The sequence below is a fragment of the Pseudomonas sp. NPDC089534 genome (assembly GCF_044749305.1).
In the GTDB taxonomy this organism is placed as follows: Bacteria; Pseudomonadota; Gammaproteobacteria; order Pseudomonadales; family Pseudomonadaceae; genus Aquipseudomonas; species Aquipseudomonas ekonensis.
Genome location: NZ_JBIVHR010000037.1, coordinates 25,120 through 46,197, shown reverse-complemented (window position 1 = coordinate 46,197; position 21,078 = coordinate 25,120). Strand labels below are relative to the sequence as shown.

Here is a 21,078-nt window from a genome sequence, read left to right as displayed (position 1 = left end):
GAGCCTGCTCGCGATGGCGGCGTGTCAGACGACGCATCATCCAGTGACCGACCGCTTTCGCGAACAGGCCCGCTCCTACAGGGTTTTCGGCAGATTCAAGAAATCGCAGGCATGAAAAACGGCCCGCCTCCGGTGGGAGACGGGCCGTTTTCATGTCGGCGAAAGCGCTGGGACTCAGCCCACCGCAATCACTTGTTCAGGTGGTAATCCTTCTCGGCCGCCTCGAAGCGCTGAACCATGCCGGCGCTCGGCTGGCCCATCAGGCTGACCAGGTAGATCGCCAGGCTGGCGAAGATGAAGCCCGGAATGATTTCGTACAGGCCCAGCAGTTCGAAATGCTTCCACACGATCACGGTGACCGCACCGACCAGGATGCCGGCCAGTGCGCCGTTGCGGGTCATGCCTTTCCAGATCACCGAGATCAGCACGACAGGGCCGAACGCCGCGCCGAAACCGGCCCAGGCGTAGGACACCAGGCCCAGCACGCGGTTTTCCGGGTTGGCCGCCATGGCGATGGCGATCAGCGCGACCAGCAGCACCATGGCGCGGCCGACCCACACCAGCTCCAGTTGGGAGGCGGATTTGCGCAGGAAGGTCTTGTAGAAGTCTTCGGTCAGGGCGCTCGAGCACACCAGCAGTTGGCAGCTCAAGGTGCTCATCACCGCCGCCAGGATGGCCGACAGCAGCACACCGGCGATCCACGGGTTGAACAGCAGCTTGGCCAGTTCGATGAACACGCGCTCGTGGTTCTCGCTGACCGGGGTGGCCACGGCCGGGTTGGCCGAGAAGTAGGCGATGCCGAAGAAGCCCACGGCCACGGTGCCGCCCAGGCACAGGATCATCCAGGTCATGGAGATGCGGCGGGCGTTGGCGATGGATTTCACCGAGTCGGCGGCCATGAAGCGCGCCAGGATGTGCGGCTGGCCGAAGTAGCCCAGGCCCCAGCCCATCAGCGAAATGATGCCGATGAAGGTGGTGTTCTTGAGCATGTTGAAGTTTTCGGGGTTCTGCGCCTCGATGGCCAGGAACGTGGTGTCGACGCCGCCGGTGGCCAGCAGCACGATGATCGGCGTGAGGATCAGGGCGAAGATCATCAGGGTGGCCTGGACGGTATCGGTCCAGCTCACCGCCAGGAAGCCGCCGACGAAGGTGTAGGCGATCGTCGCCGCAGCGCCGGCCCACAGCGCGGTCTCGTAGGACATGCCGAAGGTGCTTTCGAACAGGCGGGCGCCGGCCACGATGCCGGACGCGCAGTAGATGGTGAAGAACACCAGGATCACCACCGCCGAGATGATCCGCAGCAGGCCGCTCTTGTCTTCGAAACGGCTGGAGAAGTAGTCCGGCAGGGTCAGCGCATCGCCGTTGTGCTCGGTCTGCACCCGCAGGCGGCCGGCGACGAACAGCCAGTTCAGGTAGGCGCCGACGATCAGGCCGATGGCGATCCAGCTTTCGGACAGGCCGGACATGTAGATGGCGCCCGGCAGGCCCATCAGCAACCAGCCGCTCATGTCGGAGGCACCGGCGGACAGGGCCGTCACGACGCTGCCGAGGCTGCGGCCGCCGAGAATGTAGTCGGAGAGGTTGTTGGTGGAGCGATAGGCCATGAAGCCGATCAGCACCATTGCTGCGATGTAGATCACGAACGTGATCAGGGTTGGGTTGCTTGCGCTCATTACGTTACGGCCCTGGCTTTGTTTTTATGTAGCGGCGGCGGTTGCACCGTCTGCAGACTGACGCCTGAAGGACGAAATGCACGGCCGCGCATTTATGACCGATGTTTCCCCAGGAAAGCCATCGGCCGGCGCACCGGGTTGTCCCGGTTGCACCTAGGGCGCGAATCCTATGCAACAAAACTAAACAGGTGCAACCTGTTTCTTGGGAATTAGTTGCACCTGCATGGTTTTTTCAGACGAAGAACCGCATTTTACCCGGACTTGGTGTGGGGCCTTTTCGGGCTCCGCTCCGAAAGCACCGCGTTAGAGCGGTCATTTCGATGCAGAAATTTATTCCTGACGAACTGCCGATAATTCCGGCAAAAAATGGGTTGCACCCGGTTGCACCTCTTTCGGCCCACAGCTAATCTTGCCGCCAGCTGTTGTCGCGCAATTGCGGCACCTATGAGGATAAAAATATGGCTACCACCACCCTTGGGGTCAAACTCGACGACCCGACCCGCGAGCGCCTGAAAGCCGCCGCAACCTCGATTGATCGCACGCCGCACTGGCTGATCAAACAGGCGATTTTCAATTACCTGGAAAAACTCGAGGGTGGTGCAACCCTGAACGAGCTCAACGGCCTGGCGGCCAAGGACGCCGACGAGGCGGGCGAAGTCCATGTCGACCACGCCCACCAGTGCTTCCTCGAATTCGCCGAGAGCATCCTGCCGCAATCGGTGCTGCGCGCCGCGATCACCGCCGCTTACCGCCGCCCTGAGCCGGAAGTGGTGCCGATGCTGATCGAACAGGCCCGCCTGCCGGCGCCGATGGCCGAAGCCACCAACAAGCTCGCCGCGACCATCGCGCAAAAGCTGCGCAATCAGAAGAGCGCCGGCGGCCGTGCCGGCATCGTCCAGGGCCTGCTGCAGGAGTTCTCCCTGTCGTCCCAGGAAGGCGTGGCACTGATGTGCCTGGCCGAAGCGCTGCTGCGCATCCCGGACAAGGGCACCCGCGACGCCCTGATCCGCGACAAGATCAGCACCGGCAACTGGCAGCCGCACCTGGGCAACAGCCCGTCGCTGTTCGTCAACGCCGCCACCTGGGGCCTGCTGCTGACCGGCAAGCTGGTGTCGACCCACAACGAAGCGGGCCTGACCTCGTCCCTGAGCCGCATCATCGGCAAGAGCGGCGAGCCGATGATCCGCAAGGGCGTGGACATGGCCATGCGCCTGATGGGCGAGCAGTTCGTCACCGGCGAAACCATCGCCGAAGCGTTGGCCAACGCGAGCAAGTTCGAAGCCAAGGGCTTCCGCTATTCCTACGACATGCTCGGCGAAGCCGCGCTGACCGAGCACGACGCCCAGAAGTACCTGGCCTCGTACGAACAAGCCATCCACTCGATCGGCAAAGCGTCCCACGGCCGTGGGATCTATGAAGGCCCGGGCATCTCGATCAAGCTGTCCGCCCTGCACCCGCGCTACAGCCGCGCCCAGTACGAGCGCGTGATGGACGAACTGTACCCGCGCCTGCTGTCGCTGACCCTGCTGGCCAAGCAGTACGACATCGGCCTGAACATCGACGCCGAAGAGGCCGACCGCCTCGAACTGTCGCTGGACCTGCTGGAGCGCCTGTGCTTCGAGCCGCAGCTGACCGGCTGGAACGGCATCGGCTTCGTGATCCAGGCCTACCAGAAGCGCTGCCCTTATGTGATCGACTACGTGATCGACCTGGCGCGCCGCAGCCGTCACCGCCTGATGATCCGCCTGGTGAAAGGCGCGTACTGGGACAGCGAGATCAAGCGCGCCCAGCTCGAAGGCCTGGAAGGCTACCCGGTGTACACCCGCAAGGTGTACACCGACGTTTCCTACATCGCCTGCGCGCGCAAGCTGCTGTCGGTGCCGGAAGTCATCTACCCGCAGTTCGCCACCCACAACGCCCACACGCTGTCGGCCATCTACCACATCGCCGGTCAGAACTATTACCCGGGCCAGTACGAGTTCCAGTGCCTGCACGGCATGGGCGAACCGCTGTACGAGCAGGTCGTGGGCAAGGTCGCCGAAGGCAAGCTGAACCGTCCGTGCCGCGTGTACGCGCCGGTCGGCACCCACGAGACCCTGCTGGCCTACCTGGTGCGCCGCCTGCTGGAAAACGGCGCGAACACCTCGTTCGTCAACCGCATCGCCGACCAGTCGATCTCGATCCAGGAACTGGTGGCCGATCCGGTCGCGAGCATCGAGCAGATGGCCACCGTGGAAGGCGGCTTCGGCCTGCCGCACCCGCGCATTCCGCTGCCGCGTGACCTGTACGGCGCCGAGCGCGCCAACTCCAGCGGCATCGACATGGCCAACGAACACCGTCTGGCGTCGCTGTCCTGCGCCCTGCTGGCCACCGCGCACAACAACTGGAAAGCCGCGCCGATGCTCGGCTGCGCCTCCAGCAACGAAGCGCCGGCGCCGGTGCTGAACCCGGCGGACCACCGCGACGTGGTCGGCCACGTGCAGGAAGCCACCGTCGACGACGTCAACAATGCGATCCAGTGCGCCCTGAGCGCCGCGCCGATCTGGCAGGCCACCCCGCCGGCCGAACGCGCCGCGATCCTCGAGCGCGCCGCCGACCTGATGGAAGGCGAGATCCAGCCGCTGATGGGCCTGCTGGCCCGCGAAGCCGGCAAGACCTTCGCCAACGCCATCGCCGAAGTCCGCGAAGCCGTCGACTTCCTGCGCTACTACGCCGTGCAGGCCCGCAACGACTTCAGCAATGACGCCCACCGTCCGCTGGGCCCTGTGGTGTGCATCAGCCCGTGGAACTTCCCGCTGGCGATTTTCAGCGGCCAGGTCGCCGCCGCACTGGCCGCCGGCAACCCGGTGCTGGCCAAGCCGGCGGAACAGACCCCGCTGGTGGCCGCCCAGGCCGTGCGCCTGCTGCTCGAAGCCGGGATTCCGGAAGGCGTGCTGCAACTGCTGCCGGGCCGCGGCGAGACCGTCGGCGCCGGCCTGGTGGGCGACGAGCGCGTCAAAGGCGTGATGTTCACCGGTTCCACCGAAGTGGCGCGCCTGCTGCAGCGCAACATCGCCGGCCGCCTGGACAACCAGGGCCGTCCGATCCCGCTGATCGCCGAGACCGGCGGCCAGAACGCGATGATCGTCGACTCTTCGGCGCTGACCGAACAGGTGGTGATCGACGTGGTGTCCTCGGCGTTCGACAGCGCCGGCCAGCGTTGCTCGGCCCTGCGCGTGCTGTGCCTGCAGGAAGATTCCGCCGACCGCGTCATCGAAATGCTCAAGGGCGCGATGGCCGAATCCCGCCTCGGCAACCCTGAGCGCCTGGCCGTGGACATCGGCCCTGTGATCGACGCCGAAGCCAAGGCCGGCATCGAGAAGCACATCCAGGGCATGCGCGACAAAGGCCGCAGCGTGTACCAGGTGGCCATCGCCGACGCCGAGGAAGTCAAGCGCGGCACCTTCGTCATGCCGACCCTGATCGAGCTGGAAAGCTTCGACGAGCTGCAGCGCGAGATCTTCGGCCCGGTGCTGCACGTGGTGCGCTACAAGCGCAAGGACATCGACCAGCTGATCGCCCAGATCAACGCCTCCGGCTACGGCCTGACCCTCGGCGTGCACACCCGCATCGACGAGACCATCGCCAAGGTGATCGACAACGTCAACGCCGGTAACGTCTACGTCAACCGCAACATCGTCGGCGCCGTGGTCGGCGTCCAGCCGTTCGGCGGCGAAGGCCTGTCGGGCACCGGCCCGAAAGCCGGCGGCCCGCTGTACCTGTACCGCCTGCTGTCCACCCGTCCGGCCGACGCCATCGAGCAGTCGTTCGCCCGCGGCGACGCGGCCAACGCGCCGGACGTGCGCCTGCGCGACGCCATGAGCAAGCCGCTGGTCGCCCTGAAGGCCTGGGCCGACAGCAACCAGTACGCCGACCTCAGCGCCCTGTGCGTGCAGTACGGCGCCCAGTCGCAGAGCGGCATCACCCGCGCGCTGGCCGGCCCGACCGGTGAGCGCAACAGCTACACGATCCTGCCGCGCGAGCATGTGCTGTGCCTGGCGGACATCGAAGGCGACCTGCTGACCCAGCTGGCCGCGGTGCTGGCGGTGGGCGGTTCGGCGGTCTGGCCGGAGTCCGACACCAGCAAGGCATTGTTCGCACGCCTGCCGAAGGACATTCAGGCGCGCATCAAGCGTGTGGCCGACTGGAACAAGGACGAGACGGTGTTCGACGCCGTGCTGCACCACGGTCATTCCGACCAGCTGCGCGCGGTCTGCGAGCAGGTGGCCAAGCGCAGCGGTGCGATCGTCGGCGTCCAGGGCCTGTCCCAGGGCGAGACCAACATTGCGCTGGAGCGCCTGGTGATCGAGCGGGCGTTGAGCGTCAACACCGCCGCGGCGGGCGGCAACGCCAGCCTGATGACCATCGGCTGACCCCCGAAAAGCCGGCACCGCGCAGGTGCCGGCATAGCGACAAAACCTGTGGGAGCTGGCTTGCCAGCGATAGCGATAGGTCAGTCACCCTCGATGTTGACTGAACCGCCGCCATCGCTGGCAAGCCAGCTCCCACAGTGGTTTGTGCTGCTTGTTAAGCCATTGCTCGGCTCTAATATCAGCGCTATCAATCTTCCTGTTCAGCCTTTATCACCCCGCCTACACTCGGCCCATTCCCATTTCAGGTAGGCCGCCATGTCCGAGACGCTGCTCAGTTCCCGCAATCTGGCTTTCGAGCTGTACGAAGTCCTCGATGCCGAAGGCCTGACCCGGCGCGAGCGGTTTGCCGAACACAACCGCGAAACCTTCGACGCCGCCATCGACACCGCCCGCAGCATCGCCGAACAGCGCTTCGCGCCGCACAACCGCAAGGGCGACGAGAACGAGCCGCGCTACGAGAACGGCCAGGCGATCCTGATTCCCGAAGTGAAACCGGCGGTGGACGCGTTCCTCGAAGCGGGGTTCCTCAATGCGGCGCGCAGCTTCGAGGCCGGCGGCATGCAGTTGCCGACGCTGCTGTCCCAGGCCTGCTTCGCGCATTTCCAGTCGGCCAACGCGGCGACCACCTCGTACCCGTTCCTGACCATGGGCGCGGCCAACCTGATCGAGAGCTTCGGCACCGAGGAACAGAAACAGCGCTTCCTGGAGCCGATGATCGACGGCCGCTTCTTCGGCACCATGGCCCTGACCGAGCCCCACGCCGGCTCGTCGCTGTCGGACATCCGCACCCGCGCCGAACCGGCGCCGGACGGCACCTACCGCCTGAAGGGCAACAAGATCTTCATCTCCGGCGGCGACCATCCGCTGTCGGAAAACATCGTGCACATGGTGCTGGCCAAGCTGCCGGACGCGCCGCCCGGCGTGAAGGGCATTTCGCTGTTCATCGTGCCCAAGTTCCTGGTCAACGACGACGGCAGCCTGGGCCAGCGCAACGACGTGCTGCTGGCCGGGCTGTTCCACAAGATGGGCTGGCGCGGCACCACCTCCACGGCGCTGAACTTCGGCGACAACGGCGAGTGCGTCGGCTATCTGGTGGGCAAGCCGCACCATGGCCTCAGCTACATGTTCCAGATGATGAACGAGGCGCGGATCGGCGTCGGCATGGGCGCGGTGATGCTCGGCTATGCCGGCTACCTCTATTCGCTGGAATACGCCCGCGAACGGCCGCAAGGGCGGCTGCCGGACAGCAAGGATCCGACCACGGCGCCGGTGGCGATCATCCGACACGCGGACGTGCGGCGCATGCTGCTGACCCAGAAGGCCTACGTGGAAGGCGCCTTCGACCTCGGCCTGTACGCCGCCCGCCTGTTCGACGACACCACCACGCTCGAGACCGAAGACGGGCGCAAGCAGGCCCATGAGCTGCTGGACCTGCTGACGCCGATCGTCAAATCCTGGCCGTCGGAGTTTTGCCTGAAGGCCAACGAACTGGCGATCCAGATCCTCGGCGGCCACGGCTACACCCGCGAATACCCGGTGGAGCAGTACTACCGCGACAACCGCCTGAACCCGATCCACGAGGGCACCCACGGCATTCAGTCGCTCGACCTGCTCGGGCGCAAACTGGCGCAGAACGGCGGTGCGGGGCTCAAGCAACTGATCCGCCTGATCGCCGACACCGCCGAGCGCGCGCAAGCGTTCGATGCGCTCACGCCGCTGCGCGAGCCGTTGGAGAAACTGGTGGCCCGCCTGCAAGGCGTGACCTTGGGCCTGCTGACAGACCTGGCCCAGGGCAAGGTCAACGGCAGCCTGGCGAATTCGGCGCTGTACCTGAAAGTGTTCGGCCACGCGGTGATCGGCTGGCGCTGGCTGGAGCAGGCGATCCGCGCCGAGGAAGGCCTGGCCAAGGGGAATGCGGCGGACGCCGACTTCTATAAGGGCAAGCTGCAGGCGGCGCGGTACTTCCTGACCTGGGAAGTGCCGGGGTGCCAGCATGAGCTCACATTGCTGGAGGCGCGGGACGATACCTGCCTGGCGATGCAGGACGCCTGGTTCTGATCCGGATCTTGCGTGGCGCTTGAGGTCCCTTCGCCAGCAGGCTGGCTCCCACAGGAGAACGCGTTCCAATGTGGGAGCCAGCCTGCTGGCGTCGGCGTCGACGAGGACACTGCCGGGCTTGCGTCCGGCGTCGAACCCATCAACTCAGCTTGAACCCGCCCATCTGCCGCGCCAGGTCATCGGCCAGGCGCCGCAGCATCTGGCAGTCCTCGCGGCACGCCCTAACCTCTCCCGCCGTCGCCCGGGCCAGATCGGAAATGCCCTGCACGTTGCGGTTGATCTCTTCGGTCACCGCCGACTGCTCTTCGGTCGCCGTCGCCACCTGATGGTTCATGTCGCTGATGCGCTCGACCTGTCCGGTGATCGCGGTCAGCGACGCGCCGGTGCGCTGGCTCGACTCGACCCCGGTGCCCGTGGCGGCCTGGCCTGAACGCATCGACGAGACGGCGTTTTCCGCGCCCTGCTTGAGGCTGCCGATCATCTGCTGGATCTCGTCGGTGGAGGCCTGGGTGCGCCGCGCCAGCGTGCGCACCTCATCGGCCACCACGGCAAAGCCACGGCCCATGTCGCCGGCCCGAGCAGCCTCGATGGCGGCGTTGAGCGCCAGCAGGTTGGTCTGCTCGGACACGCCGCGGATCACCGCCAGCACCTGATCGATGGACGCCACCTGCTGGGCCAGCTCGCCGACCGCGCCGGCCGCGACGCCGATCTCGTCGGACATGCTTTCTATGTGCCGGATAGAGCCGCCGACCACCTCCTGCGCCTGCTGGGCTTCGTCGCGGGCGGTCTGCGAGGCGAGCGCGGCATTGCCGGCGTTCTGCGCGATCTCCTGCACGGTCAGGCCCATCTCATGGACGGCGGTGGCGACCATGTCGGTCATTTCCTGCTGGCGGCCGGAGCGTTCGGCGGTATTGTCCACCACCCTGGCGACCTGGCCGACGGCGACGCGCAGGCTTTCGCTGGTGGTCAGCACTTCGCCGATCATGGCCCGCTGGCTGTCCAGGAAACGGTTGAAGCCACGGGCGAGGTCGCCCAGCTCATCGGCCCGGCTGGAATCTAACCGATGGGTCAAATCTCCACCACCGCTACCGATCGCTACCAATGCCGCTGTTACCTGACGGATCGGCCGCACCAATCCCTGGGCCAGCCACACCACCAGCGCCAGGCACAGCAGCGCCACCGCGACGCCGATGCCGCTGCTCATCCACATCGCCCGGCGGGCCTCGGCGTAGATCTGCGACTGCGGCACTTCGGCCACCAGCGTCCAGCCCAGATCGCGCAGCGGCAGGCTGAAGGCGAGGAAGTCTTCGCCATCGCGCCTGAAGGTGGCGTTCACGGCGTTCTTCTGGCCCAGTACGGTTTGCGCGGCACCTGCGCCGATCTGCTCGCCGAGGGTGCGCTTGCCGCTGAACTGCGCCTCGGGATGCACCTGGATCAGGCCGTCGGAACGCACGAGATAGACCTTGCCGCGCTCGCCGAAGCTGAAGTCGTGGATCAGCTGCGACAGCTCTTTCATGCTCAGGCCGAGCCCCGCCACGCCCACCGTCTTGCCGGCGTGCTCGACCTTGAGGTCGATGAACAGCGCCAGCTCGCCGGTGGCGCCGTCCTTGTCGATGTTGAGGGTGCGCGGCTGGCCGCTGTCCAGAAAGGCATAGAACCAGGCATCGGCCGGATTGGAGCGGCTGAGGGTGCGGTCCAGGCCCTTTTCGGTGAGGTAATGGTTGGAGGCGGTGCCGACGATCAGTGCGGTGAACGCCTTGTGTTCGGCGCGGATGCCTTCCAGATACTGCACGAAGGCCGCCGTTTGGCTGCTGTCTTCGCCGTTGGCGAGCCAGTCGCGCACCATCTGGTTGCTGGCGATGTCCTTGGCGGCCGTCAGCGGCTGGACGAGGATCCGTTCGATGTCGTTGCGCGTCGCTTCGATGCTCGACGGCAACGCCTGCTCCACCAGGTAGTTCTGGGCGAGGCGGTTGACCACCAGGGTATAAATGCCAACCACGATCAGAATGCTGACCAGCAGGGCGCTGCCCATGCCGAGGATCAACTGCCACTGAATACTGCGCCGCCAGAACTGCATGGATCACCCCCAAGGAATAAGAGGCTGAAACATTGCAACAGCCGTGCCGATTGTATACATCGCAATCGACAATCTTATTCCCAGGTTGTGTTCAGGCCATCATCCCTGGATGGTCTTGGCGATGGTCTCGACCGTGGCGCTGACTTGCTCTTGGTAACGCTCGAGTTCCTGCTGGTGCTGCTTCTTCATTTCGATCTGCTGCGAGCACAGGTTCATCGCCGCCAGCACCAGCAGGCGGTCGCCGATCAGGGTCGGGTACTTGCGCTTGGTGTCGGCCAGCGCGGCCTTGAGCATCATGGCCGCGTCCATCAGGGTCTGTTCTTCCCCGGCCGGCGCCTTGATCGAATAGTCTTCCCCGAGAATGGAGATGACCTTTACCCCGGCTCCGTGGCTCATACGCTGACGGGACCTGCGTTGACCCGGTCGACCAGGGCCTGGATGCGGGCGGCGGTGGCGCCGTGCTTCTCTTCCTGCTCCATCAGGCTCAGTTGCAGGCTTTCGTTTTCATCCTTGGCCTGGGCCAGTTCCGCGGTCAGGGTCTGGTTGGTGTGCGACAGGGTCTGGTTCTGCTGCACCAGGTCGCTGACGAGCTGTTCCAATTGGCTGAGGGAGGCTTCCAACATTTTGATTTCCAGGCATTTTTCAAAGGGCGCGTAAGATAAAGAAAAGTCACCGTGGATGCCAGGGCTAAACCGGCGCAAAGCCTTGATTTTCCTGGCGGTCGACCGTTCTCGCGAGCTTTAGAGACTGCCGTCGGCCGATTGGGTTCCTGCACTTCGTCGCCCAAGGCCCGATGCGGCAAATGCGCACAGGGGCTCAAGACTTCCATCCCATGACCGATAAGTCATCCAACAGCAGTCTCAGCCCGCAAGGACGCGGCCCTTCCTGGTATCCCCAATGTCCCTTCGCAACATGAACATCGCCCCCCGGGCGTTCACCGGTTTTTCCCTGATCGGCGCCCTGATGCTGATCCTCGGAATCTTTGCCCTGAACCAGATGAGCAACATCCGCGGCGCCGCCGAGAACATCACCACCAGCAGCGTGCCGAGCATCAAGAACCTCGACGAGTTCACGCAGCTGTCCCTGCGCCTGCGGGTGCTGTCGTACCGCCTGCTGGTGAACCGCGAGCCGGACGTGCAGCAGAAGACCATCGAGCTGCTGGAGATGCGCAACCAGCAGATCCGCAAGGCCCAGACCGACTACGAGCCGCTGATCAGCAGCCCGCAGGAGCGCGCCGCCTATGACCAGTACGTGCAGTTGCTGGCGCAGTACCGCCAGATCGAAGACCGGATGAAGACCCTGTCGCGCAACAATCAGGTGGATGCGCTGCGCAATCTGGTGAACACCGAGCTTTTGGACAACTCCGAAGCGATCAACACCGTGCTCAACCAGCTGATGCAGATCAACGGCGAACAGATCAGCAAGACCAACCAGAACGCCGCCGACCAGTACGCCACCGCGTTCACCCTGGTGGTGAGCCTGCTGGTGATCGCCACCGGCCTGACGTTCCTGTTCGCCTGGCTGCTGACGGTCAGCATCACCAAGCCGATCGCCAAGGCCCTGGACGCGGCGGAAACCATCGCCGAAGGCAACCTGACCCGCTCGATCCACGTCGACGGCAGCGACGAAGCCGGTCGCCTGCTGGCGGCCATGGCCAAGATGCAGTCCAAGCTGCGCGACACCCTGCAGCGGATCTCCGGTTCGGCCACCCAACTGGCCTCCGCCGCCGAAGAGCTCAACAGCGTCACCGACGAAAGCGCCCGTGGCCTGACCCAGCAAAACAACGAGATCGAGCAGGCCGCCACCGCGGTCAACGAAATGACCAGCGCCGTGGAAGAAGTCGCCCGCAACGCAGTCAGCACCTCCGAAGCCTCCAGGCACGCCACCACCTCCGCCGGCGACGGCCGCGACCTGGTGATGGAGACCGTCAGCGCCATCGAACGCATGAGCGCCGACGTGCAGAGCACCGCCACCCTGATCGGCGACCTGGCCAACGAATCCCGTGACATCGGCAAGGTGCTGGACGTGATCCGCGGCCTGGCCGACCAGACCAACCTGCTGGCCCTCAACGCCGCCATCGAGGCCGCACGTGCAGGCGAGGCCGGCCGCGGCTTCGCGGTGGTGGCCGACGAAGTGCGGGCCCTGGCCCACCGCACCCAGCAGTCGACCAGCGAGATCGAGCGGATGATCGGCAGCATCCAGAGCGGCACCGAACACGCCGTGGACTCGATGCGCAACAGCACCGAGCGCGCCGAATCGACCCTGAACATCGCCCGCGGCGCCGGCCTGTCGCTGGACACCATCAACAGCGCCATCGTCGAGATCAACGAGCGCAACCTGGTGATCGCCAGCGCCGCCGAAGAGCAGGCGCAAGTGGCGCGGGAAGTGGACCGCAACCTGGTGAACATCCGCGACCTGTCGGTGCAGTCGGCCACCGGCGCGAATCAGACCAGTGCGGCGAGCAACGAACTGTCGCGCCTGGCGCTGGACCTGAACAACATGGTCGGCCGCTTCAGCCTTTAAGCCCCTGTGGCGAGGGCGCTTGTCGGATCGCCGCACCGTCCCGCTCGGCTGCGAAGCAGCCGCAAACCCTCCTGACGGACGCTGAACAACGTCCCGCGCAGGATGGTTTGGGCCGCGTTGCGGCCAGCGGGAGCAAGCTCCCTCGCCACGAAGCCGACAGCCCCGCCTGCAGCGCCGCAAGGCCTGCGCAAAAAGCTCTTTGACAGCCGCGCATTTGCGCAGGTTATTATCGCTGGCACACAGACTGCATGGTCAGTCCGTGCCCGCCTTTTCGCTTTTCTGGAGTACTGCCTTTGAATGCGACGACCATCAACAGCCTGTTCTTGATCGGCGCGTTGCTGGTAGGTGCAAGCATTCTGGTGAGCTCACTGTCCTCCCGCCTGGGCATCCCGATCCTGGTCATCATCCTCGCCGTGGGCATGACCGCCGGGGTCGACGGCGGCGGGATCATCTTCGACAACTACCCGACGGCCTACCTGGTCGGCAACCTCGCGCTCGCGGTGATCCTGCTCGACGGCGGCCTGCGCACGCGGGTGTCGAGCTTTCGCGTGGCGCTGTGGCCGGCGCTGTCGCTGGCCACGGTCGGGGTGCTGATCACGACGGGCCTGACCGGCATGGCTGCGGCCTGGCTGTTCGACCTGAACCTGATCCAGGGCCTGCTGATCGGCGCCATCGTCGGCTCCACCGACGCCGCGGCGGTGTTCTCGCTGCTCGGCGGCAAGGGCCTGAACGAGCGGGTGACCGCCAGCCTGGAAATCGAATCCGGCAGCAACGACCCGATGGCGGTGTTCCTCACCGTCACCCTGATCGACATGCTCGCCAGCGGCCAGACCGGCCTGCACTGGAGCCTGCTCACCCACCTGGTCCGCGAGTTCGGCATCGGCGGGGTGATCGGCCTGGGCGGCGGCTGGCTGATGCTGCAGCTGGTCAACCGGATCAACCTCGCCACCGGCCTGTACCCGATCCTGGTGATCGCCGGCGGCCTGGTGGTGTTCGCCCTGACCAACGCCCTGCACGGCAGCGGCTTCCTGGCGGTCTACCTGTGCGGCCTGGTGATCGGCAACCGCCCGGTGCGCAGCCGCCACGGCATCCTGCACATGCTCGACGGCATGGCCTGGCTGGCGCAGATCGGCATGTTTTTGGTGCTGGGGCTGCTGGTCACCCCGCACGACCTGCTGCCCATCGCCCTGCCCGCCCTGGGCCTGGCGCTGTGGATGATCCTGTTCGCCCGGCCGCTGTCGGTGCTGGTCGGCCTGCTGCCGTTCAAGGCCTTCCACGGCCGCGAGAAAGCCTTCATTTCCTGGGTCGGCCTGCGCGGCGCGGTGCCGATCATCCTGGCGGTGTTCCCGCTGATGGCCGGGCTGCCCAATGCGCAGCTGTACTTCAACCTCGCCTTCTTCATCGTGCTGGTGTCGCTGCTGGTGCAGGGCACGAGCCTGCCCTGGGTGGCCCGGCTGCTCAAGGTCACCGTGCCGCCGGAGCCGGCGCCGATCTCGCGTTCGGCGCTGGAGGTGCACGTCACCAGCGAGTGGGAGCTGTTCGTCTACCGCCTCGGCGCGGAGAAATGGTGCATCGGCTCGCCCCTGCGCGAACTGAAAATGCCCGAGGGCACCCGCATCGCGGCCCTGTTCCGTGGCCAGCAATTGCTCCATCCGTCGGGTAGCACGGTGCTGGAAGTCGATGATCTGCTGTGCGTCATCGGCCACGAACACAACCTGCCGGCCCTCGGAAAACTGTTCAGCCAGGCGCCGCAGCGGGGCCTGGACCTGCGCTTCTTCGGCGACTTCGTGCTCGAAGGAGACGCCCAGCTTAAAGCCGTCGCGGCCCTTTACGGCCTGTCCGCCGAGGGCATCGATCCGGACATGACCCTGGGCCGCTTCATCGCCCAGAAAGTCGGGGGTGCCCCGGTGGTCGGCGACCAGGTGGAGTGGAACAACACCCACTGGACGGTCGCGGTCATGGACGGGAACAAGATCGGCAAAGTGGGCGTCAGATTCCCCGAAGGAAGTCGCCCGGGCCCCGGGCTCTTCCTCTAAACTGCGTCCACCATCACTTGCTTGACCGGTCTCTATGCCTACCCTGCGTTCCTTTTTTGCCGCGGCCCTGCTGGGCCTGAGTCTTTCCGTCGGCCCGCTCCACGCCGCCGAGCCGCCGTCCAGCGAAGCCGTGCAGGCCAGCCTGGACAAGATCGCCGACCGCAAACTGCCGGAGGCCGACCAGAAGGCCCTGCAGACGGTGCTGCAGAGCACGCTGACCCAGCTCAACAACCGGCGCGACTACGAACGCAAGCTGAGCGACCTCAAGCAGCAGCTGGCCACCGCCCCCAAGCAGACCCTGGACAACACCCGCGAGCTGACGCGCCTCAAGGCCAGCAGCGTGGTGCCGGTGGCGCAGCGCTTCCCCAAGGAATCGATCGCGCAGCTGGAACAGATGCTGGCCGAGCGCTCGACCCAGCAGAGCGACATGCAAAAGGCCCTGGCCGACGCCAACAGCCTGATCATCACCGCCCAGACCCGCCCCGAGCGCGCCCAGGCCGAGATCGCCGGCAGCCAGACGCGCATCCAGCAGATCAACACCGTCCTCAAGACCGGCAAGGACAGCGGCAAGCCGCTGACGGCCGAACAGCGCGACCAGCTCAACGCCGAGCTTGTGGCCCTGAACGCCCTGATCCCGCTGCGCCGCCAGGAGCTGGCCGGCAACAGCCAGCTGCAGGACCTGGGCAACAGCCAGCATGACCTGCTCTCGGAGAAGTCCGACCGCCTGGACCGCGAGATCCAGGAACTGCAGACCCTGATCAACCAGAAGCGCCTGGCCCAGTCCCAGGAGACCGTCACCCAGCAGTCCATCGAAGCCCAGAAGGCCGGCGGCAGCAGCCTTTTGGCCACCGAAAGCGCGGCCAACCTGAAACTCTCGGACTACCTGCTCAAGAGCACCGACCGCCTCAACGAAGTCACCCAGCAGAACCTGCAGACCAAGCAGCAGCTCGACAGCCTGACCCAAAGCGACTCGGCCCTCGACGAGCAGATCAACGTGCTCAAGGGCAGCCTGCTGTTGTCCAAGATCCTCTACAAGCAGAAGCAGGCGCTGCCGCGGCTGCGGGTCGACCGCGACCTGGCGGACCAGATCGCCGACATCCGCCTGTACCAGTTCGAAGTCAGCCAACAGCGTGAACTGCTGAGCAACCCGGCCACCTACGTCGACAACCTGCTGTCCACCCAGCCGCCGGAGCAGGTCACCCCGCAGCTGCGCAAAAGCCTGCTGGAGCTGGCCAACACCCGCGCCGACCTGCTGGAGCGCCTGAACCGCGAACTGAGCGCGGTGCTCAACGAGTCGATCACCCTGCAACTGAACCAGAAGCAACTGCTGAGCACCGCCCAGAGCCTGCGCGCGACCCTCGACGAGCAGATGTTCTGGATCCCCAGCAACAAGCCGCTGGACCTGGAATGGATGCGCGGCGTGCCGGAGCGCCTCAAGCGCCAGATCGACACCCTGCCGCTGGCCTCCAGCCTCAGCGAACTGACCGACGGCCTGACCCAGCGTCCGCTGCTGTTCCTGCCGCTGGCGCTGCTGATCGGCGCGCTGCTGTGGCGGCGCAAGCACCTGTATGCGCGCCTGAACAAGGTCCACCAGGACATCGGCCACTTCAAGCGCGACAGCCAGTGGCACACGCCGCAGGCGATCCTGATCAACATCCTGCTGGCGATGCCGGTGACCCTGGGCCTGGCCCTCTGCGGCCTGGCCCTGCAGATCGACGCCCGCGGGCAGAACGCCAACATGGGCGCAGCCTTGCTGCAGATGGCCCAGGCCTGGCTGGTGTTCTACACCGCCTACCGGATCCTCGCGCCGGGCGGCGTGGCCGAGCTGCACTTCCGCTGGGAGAAGCCGCAGGTCGAGTTCCTCCAGGGCTGGATCCGCCGGCTCGGGCTGGTGGTGATGGCGCTGGTGGCCGTGGTGGCGGTCGCCGAGCTGCAACCGGCGGCGCTGGCCGACGACGTGATCGGCATGCCGGTGGTGCTGACCTGCTACGCCCTGATGGCCTGGCTGCTCAGCCGCCTGCTGATCAGCAGCCCGACCCACGAAAACGCCTCGCTGTTCCGCAAGGCCGTGGGGATCATGTTCACCCTGCTGCCGATCGCGCTGTTCGTCGCCGTGTGCTTCGGCTACTACTACACCGCGCTGAAGCTCAGCGACCGCCTGATCAACACCCTGTACCTGCTGATGCTCTGGCTGGTCATCGAGGCCACCTTCGTGCGCGGCCTGGCCGTGGCGGCGCGGCGCCTGGCCTACCAGCGGGCGCTGGCCAAGCGGCAGGCGGCCAAGGAGGCCGGCGACGGCGAGGCCGTCATCGAAGAGCCGACCCTGGACATCGAGAAGGTCAACGAACAGTCCCTGCGCCTGATCCGCCTGGCCCTGCTCGGCGGCTTCATCGCGGCGCTGTACTGGGCGTGGGCGGACCTGATCACGGTGTTCTCGTACCTGGACAACGTCACCCTCTACGAATACACCAGCGGCACCGGCGCCAACATGAGCATGGTGCCGATCAGCATCGGCGACATGCTCGGCGCGCTGATCATCATCGGCATCACCTTCGCCCTGGCGCGCAACCTGCCGGGCCTGCTCGAAGTGTTCGTGCTGTCGAAACTGAACCTGGCCCAGGGCAGCGCCTACGCCACCACGACGCTGCTGTCCTACGTGATCGCCGGGGTCGGCTTCGTCTCCACGCTCTCGACCCTCGGCGTGAGCTGGGACAAGCTGCAATGGCTGGTGGCGGCGCTGTCGGTGGGCCTGGGCTTCGGCATGCAGGAGATCTTCGCCAACTTCATCTCCGGCATCATGATCCTGTTCGAGCGCCCGGTGCGGATCGGCGACACCATCACCATCGGCAACCTGTCGGGCACGGTGAGCAAGATCCGCATCCGCGCCACCACCATCACCGACTTCGACCGCAAGGACATCATCGTCCCGAACAAGACGTTCATCACCGGGCAACTGATCAACTGGTCGCTGACCGACACCATCACCCGGGTCACGCTCAAGCTGGGCGTGGACTACGGCTCGGACCTGGACCTGGTCAAGGAACTGCTGCTCAAGGCCGCCCGGGAAAACCCGCGGGTGCTCAAGGAGCCCGAGCCGCACGTGTACTTCCTCAACTTCGGCGAAAGCACCCTGGACCACGAGCTGCGCATGCACGTGCGCGACCTCGGCGACCGCAACCCGGTGATCGACGAGGTCAACCGCTTCATCAACCGCGAGTTCAAGAAGCAGCACATCAACATCTCGTTCCGCCAGATGGAGGTCTACCTGAAAAACCTCCACGGCCAGGAATACAAGATGGTGCCCATCGAGCCCGAGGCCAAAACCATCGTGCCGGTCGCCGACGGCCAAAAGCCGTTGCAGGAACCGCCGCCGGCCAAGCTCGACTAACCGGTCTATTCCCAGCAGAATGCTCGGACATTCTGCTGGAGCCGGCCCTTGAAAGCCCTCGACGAACTGACCTTCGACAACCGCTTCGCCCGCCTGGGCGATGCGTTCTCGGCCCATGTGCTGCCCGACCCGATCGACAACCCGCGGCTGGTGGTCGCCAGCCCGGCCGCCATGGCGCTGCTGGATCTCGACCCCGCAACGGCCGAGACGAAAGCGTTCGCCGAGCTGTTCGGCGGCCACACACTCTGGGCCGATGCCGAACCGCGGGCGATGGTCTATTCCGGGCATCAGTTCGGCGGCTACACGCCGCAGTTGGGCGACGGTCGCGGCCTGCTGCTGGGCGAGGCGCTCAACGACGCCGGCGAGCACTGGGACCTGCACCTCAAGGGCGCCGGGCAGACGCCGTTCTCGCGCATGGGCGACGGCCGCGCGGTGCTGCGCTCGTCGATCCGCGAGTTCCTCGCCTCCGAAGCGCTGCACGCCCTGAACATCCCCACCAGCCGCGCCCTGTGCGTGATCGGTTCCGACACCCCGGTGTGGCGCGAGAAGCAGGAACGGGCGGCGATGGTGCTGCGCCTGGCGCCGAGCCACATCCGCTTCGGCCACTTCGAATACTTCTACTACACCCAGCGCACCGAGCAGCAAAAGCAACTGGGCGAACACCTGCTGGCCGAGCATTTCCCCCATTGCCTGGATCAGCCGGAACCTTACCTGGCGATGTTTCGCGAGATCGTCGAGCGCAATGCCGGCCTGATCGCCCAGTGGCAGGCCTACGGCTTCTGCCACGGCGTGATGAACACCGACAACATGTCGATCCTGGGCATCACCTTCGACTACGGCCCGTATGCCTTCCTCGACGACTTCGACGCCCACTTCATCTGCAACCATTCCGACGACCAGGGCCGCTACTCCTTCAGCAACCAGGTGCCGGTCGGCCAGTGGAACCTCAGCGCCCTGGCCCAGGCCCTGACCCCGTTCATCAGCGTCGAGGCCCTGCGCGAGACCCTCGGCCTGTACCTGCCGCTGTTCCAGGCCCATTACCTGGACCTGATGCGCCGCCGCTTCGGCTTCGCCACCGCCGAGGACGGTGATCAGGCATTGCTCGAACAGCTGCTGCAACTGATGCAGAACAGCGGCGTCGACTACACCCTGTTCTTCCGCCGCCTGGGCGAGGAACCGGCGGCACAGGCCGTCGCCCGGCTGCGCGACGACTTCGTCGACATCAAGGGCTTCGATGCCTGGGGCGAGCGTTATGTCGCCCGCGCCGCGCGGGACGGCGACACCGGCCAGGAACAGCGCCGGACGCGCATGCACGCGGTCAATCCGCTGTATATCCTGCGCAACTACCTGGCCCAGCGGGCCATCGAAGCGGCCGAGGGCGGCGACTATTCAGAGGTTCGCCGACTGCACGCGGTGCTGAGCAAGCCGTTCGAGGAACAGCCGGGGATGGAAAGCTACGCCGAGCGGCCGCCGGAATGGGGCAAGCACCTGGAGATCAGTTGTTCGTCGTGAGCCGGGTCAGATAAACACATCCACCGGCAGCTTAAAGTGCTCAGCCAGCCACCGGACCTGCCGCAGGTTGAGCTGACGCTTACCGCTCAGGATTTCCGAAACGACCGACTGAGTGCCGACACCGGGCAAATCGCTCTGGGTCATACCATGCTCGCGCATCAGGTATCCGAGCACTTCGTGCCCTGGCGGCTTGGGCATCGGGTGATGCGTGCGATCCCACTCCTCAATCCAGTCACCGATGATGTCCACCAGACTCATCAACGGATGAGATTCGTCATCGCCGGTCATCCCCAGCAACTCGTGAAGAGCCTCGACCAGCGTATCGTAATCGCTTTCGCTTTTTGGCTTGCGCAACAGTGGCGAGACGAACTCCCAGTGCTCGGCGGCCTTTTTGATCAGAACACTCATGCCTTCAACTCCTTCCATTTGCCGCGGTCATACTCGCGGTGATCCAACACATGCTTGATGTACAGCTTTTGGGGTCGGTACCTGACGTATGCGATCAGCCTCAGTTTGTTTCCGCCAATATCGAAAACGTGAAACTCACCTACCTTGTCGGTAGCCGGAAACAATGCCTTCATCGCGGCAAAGTCAGAGGGTTTGCTTCCTTTCGCCAGTACAAGCCAGTGATCCAAGGCACTGGCTGCGTTCGGCCACTTGTCCTTCGCTTCACGTATTCGTTTTTCGCTGATGACATGCATGCAACATCCTTATCGCTTTCCGCTACGGAGAGTGAACCACACAACAGGATTATCGCAAGTTGCGATAACACCTGGCAGACCAATGGATTGGCCCGGCAAACACCAGCCTAGGCCCGATACCCGCCCCATCACGGTTGAAAATATGAGCAAACGTCTCCAACTAGGCGTCATCGGCTCTCCATTGGAAACCCAACCATGTCCACCCCTCTGCTCATCCCCTGCCCCACCTGCAACGGCCTCAACCGCATCCCCGCCGAACGCCTGGGCGACCATCCCAAATGCGGGCGCTGCAAGGCCGATGTCCTGCTGGACAAGCCTTTCGAGCTGAATCAGGGCGACTACGCCAGCCAGATCAAGGGCGACCTGCCGCTGCTGGTGGACGTGTGGGCGGACTGGTGCGGGCCGTGCAAGTCGTTTGCGCCGGTGTTCGAGCAGGCCGCCGCGCAACTGGCGGGCCGGTGCCGGCTGGCCAAGCTCGACAGCGAGGCCAATCAGCCGTTGGCGGCGCAGTTGGGGATCCGTTCGATCCCGAGCCTGATCCTGTTCAGGAACGGCAAGGAAGTGGCGCGCCAGAGCGGCGCCTTCCCGCTGCCGCAACTGATGGCCTGGCTGCGCAGCCAGGGCATCTGACACCCGCCCGGACAATGCGGGAGCGAGCCTGCTCGCGATGGTGGTTTCCCGTTCGGCATCTGCGCTGA

Annotated in this window: 13 protein-coding genes and 2 pseudogenes; 8 read left to right on the top strand and 7 right to left on the bottom strand. The window is 65.4% G+C overall.

Annotation, left to right across the window (positions count from 1 at the left end; all coding sequences use genetic code 11):
* Positions 1-188: 188 nt before the first annotated feature.
* Positions 189-1,673 carry a sodium/proline symporter PutP gene (putP, locus tag ACIP0B_RS13915; protein WP_400832696.1) on the bottom strand — a complete coding sequence of 495 codons (1,485 nt, stop codon included), beginning with the start codon at positions 1,671-1,673 and terminating at the stop codon, positions 189-191.
* Between the two features lie 458 nt (positions 1,674-2,131).
* Between putP and putA the strand changes: the two genes are divergently transcribed.
* Positions 2,132-6,085, top strand: a complete 3,954-nt coding sequence (gene putA / locus ACIP0B_RS13910) for a trifunctional transcriptional regulator/proline dehydrogenase/L-glutamate gamma-semialdehyde dehydrogenase (RefSeq protein WP_400832694.1) — start codon at positions 2,132-2,134, stop codon at positions 6,083-6,085.
* Positions 6,086-6,340: 255 nt separating this feature from the next.
* Positions 6,341-8,143, top strand: a complete 1,803-nt coding sequence (locus ACIP0B_RS13905; protein ID WP_400832692.1) for an acyl-CoA dehydrogenase — start codon at positions 6,341-6,343, stop codon at positions 8,141-8,143.
* A gap of 139 nt (positions 8,144-8,282) precedes the next feature.
* Here the strand turns inward: ACIP0B_RS13905 and ACIP0B_RS13900 are convergent, their stop codons facing one another.
* The 4 genes and pseudogenes from ACIP0B_RS13900 to ACIP0B_RS13885 form a co-directional block, all read right to left on the bottom strand.
* Positions 8,283-9,014: a methyl-accepting chemotaxis protein gene (locus tag ACIP0B_RS13900; protein WP_371857108.1), complete on the bottom strand. Its 732-nt coding sequence runs from the start codon at positions 9,012-9,014 to the stop codon at positions 8,283-8,285.
* Between the two features lie 135 nt (positions 9,015-9,149).
* Positions 9,150-10,175: pseudogene (locus ACIP0B_RS13895) on the bottom strand (cache domain-containing protein); the annotation flags it as partial.
* A 144-nt stretch (positions 10,176-10,319) separates the two neighbouring features.
* The gene (locus tag ACIP0B_RS13890) at positions 10,320-10,616 is read right to left on the bottom strand and encodes a cell division protein ZapA (protein WP_217893960.1); all 297 of its coding nucleotides are present in this window, start codon (positions 10,614-10,616) and stop codon (positions 10,320-10,322) included.
* A complete protein-coding gene (locus ACIP0B_RS13885; RefSeq protein WP_217893961.1) occupies positions 10,613-10,843 on the bottom strand; it encodes a hypothetical protein in 231 nt (76 codons plus the stop codon). The genes ACIP0B_RS13890 and ACIP0B_RS13885 overlap by 4 nt, the downstream gene beginning before the upstream one ends.
* 274 nt (positions 10,844-11,117) lie before the next feature.
* Between ACIP0B_RS13885 and ACIP0B_RS13880 the strand changes: the two are divergent.
* The 5 genes and pseudogenes from ACIP0B_RS13880 to selO all read left to right on the top strand — a co-directional run.
* Positions 11,118-11,840, top strand: a pseudogene (locus tag ACIP0B_RS13880) (MCP four helix bundle domain-containing protein); the annotation flags it as partial.
* A 30-nt stretch (positions 11,841-11,870) separates the two neighbouring features.
* Positions 11,871-12,743, top strand: coding sequence for a methyl-accepting chemotaxis protein (locus tag ACIP0B_RS13875; protein WP_371916646.1), 873 nt, complete (start codon positions 11,871-11,873; stop codon positions 12,741-12,743).
* A gap of 293 nt (positions 12,744-13,036) precedes the next feature.
* The gene (locus ACIP0B_RS13870) at positions 13,037-14,779 is read left to right on the top strand and encodes a potassium/proton antiporter (RefSeq protein WP_400832689.1); all 1,743 of its coding nucleotides are present in this window, start codon (positions 13,037-13,039) and stop codon (positions 14,777-14,779) included.
* A gap of 34 nt (positions 14,780-14,813) precedes the next feature.
* On the top strand, positions 14,814-18,167 hold the full coding sequence (gene mscK, locus ACIP0B_RS13865; protein ID WP_400832686.1) for a mechanosensitive channel MscK: 3,354 nt from the start codon (positions 14,814-14,816) through the stop codon (positions 18,165-18,167).
* Positions 18,168-18,215: 48 nt separating this feature from the next.
* Positions 18,216-19,679 (top strand): protein adenylyltransferase SelO, encoded by a 1,464-nt coding sequence (gene selO / locus ACIP0B_RS13860; protein WP_400832683.1) that lies wholly within the window; start codon positions 18,216-18,218, stop codon positions 19,677-19,679.
* A 6-nt stretch (positions 19,680-19,685) separates the two neighbouring features.
* Here the strand turns inward: selO and ACIP0B_RS13855 are convergent, their stop codons facing one another.
* Both ACIP0B_RS13855 and ACIP0B_RS13850 read right to left on the bottom strand, forming a co-directional pair.
* Positions 19,686-20,087 carry a type II toxin-antitoxin system HigA family antitoxin gene (locus ACIP0B_RS13855; protein WP_400832681.1) on the bottom strand — a complete coding sequence of 134 codons (402 nt, stop codon included), beginning with the start codon at positions 20,085-20,087 and terminating at the stop codon, positions 19,686-19,688.
* Positions 20,084-20,380 carry a type II toxin-antitoxin system HigB family toxin gene (locus ACIP0B_RS13850; protein ID WP_400832678.1) on the bottom strand — a complete coding sequence of 99 codons (297 nt, stop codon included), beginning with the start codon at positions 20,378-20,380 and terminating at the stop codon, positions 20,084-20,086. The genes ACIP0B_RS13855 and ACIP0B_RS13850 overlap by 4 nt, the downstream gene beginning before the upstream one ends.
* A gap of 195 nt (positions 20,381-20,575) precedes the next feature.
* On the opposite strand from ACIP0B_RS13850, the gene trxC reads away from it, so the two are divergent.
* Entirely contained in the window at positions 20,576-21,010 is a 435-nt protein-coding gene (gene trxC / locus ACIP0B_RS13845) for a thioredoxin TrxC (protein WP_400832675.1), read from the top strand.
* The last annotated feature ends 68 nt before the right edge of the window (positions 21,011-21,078 follow it).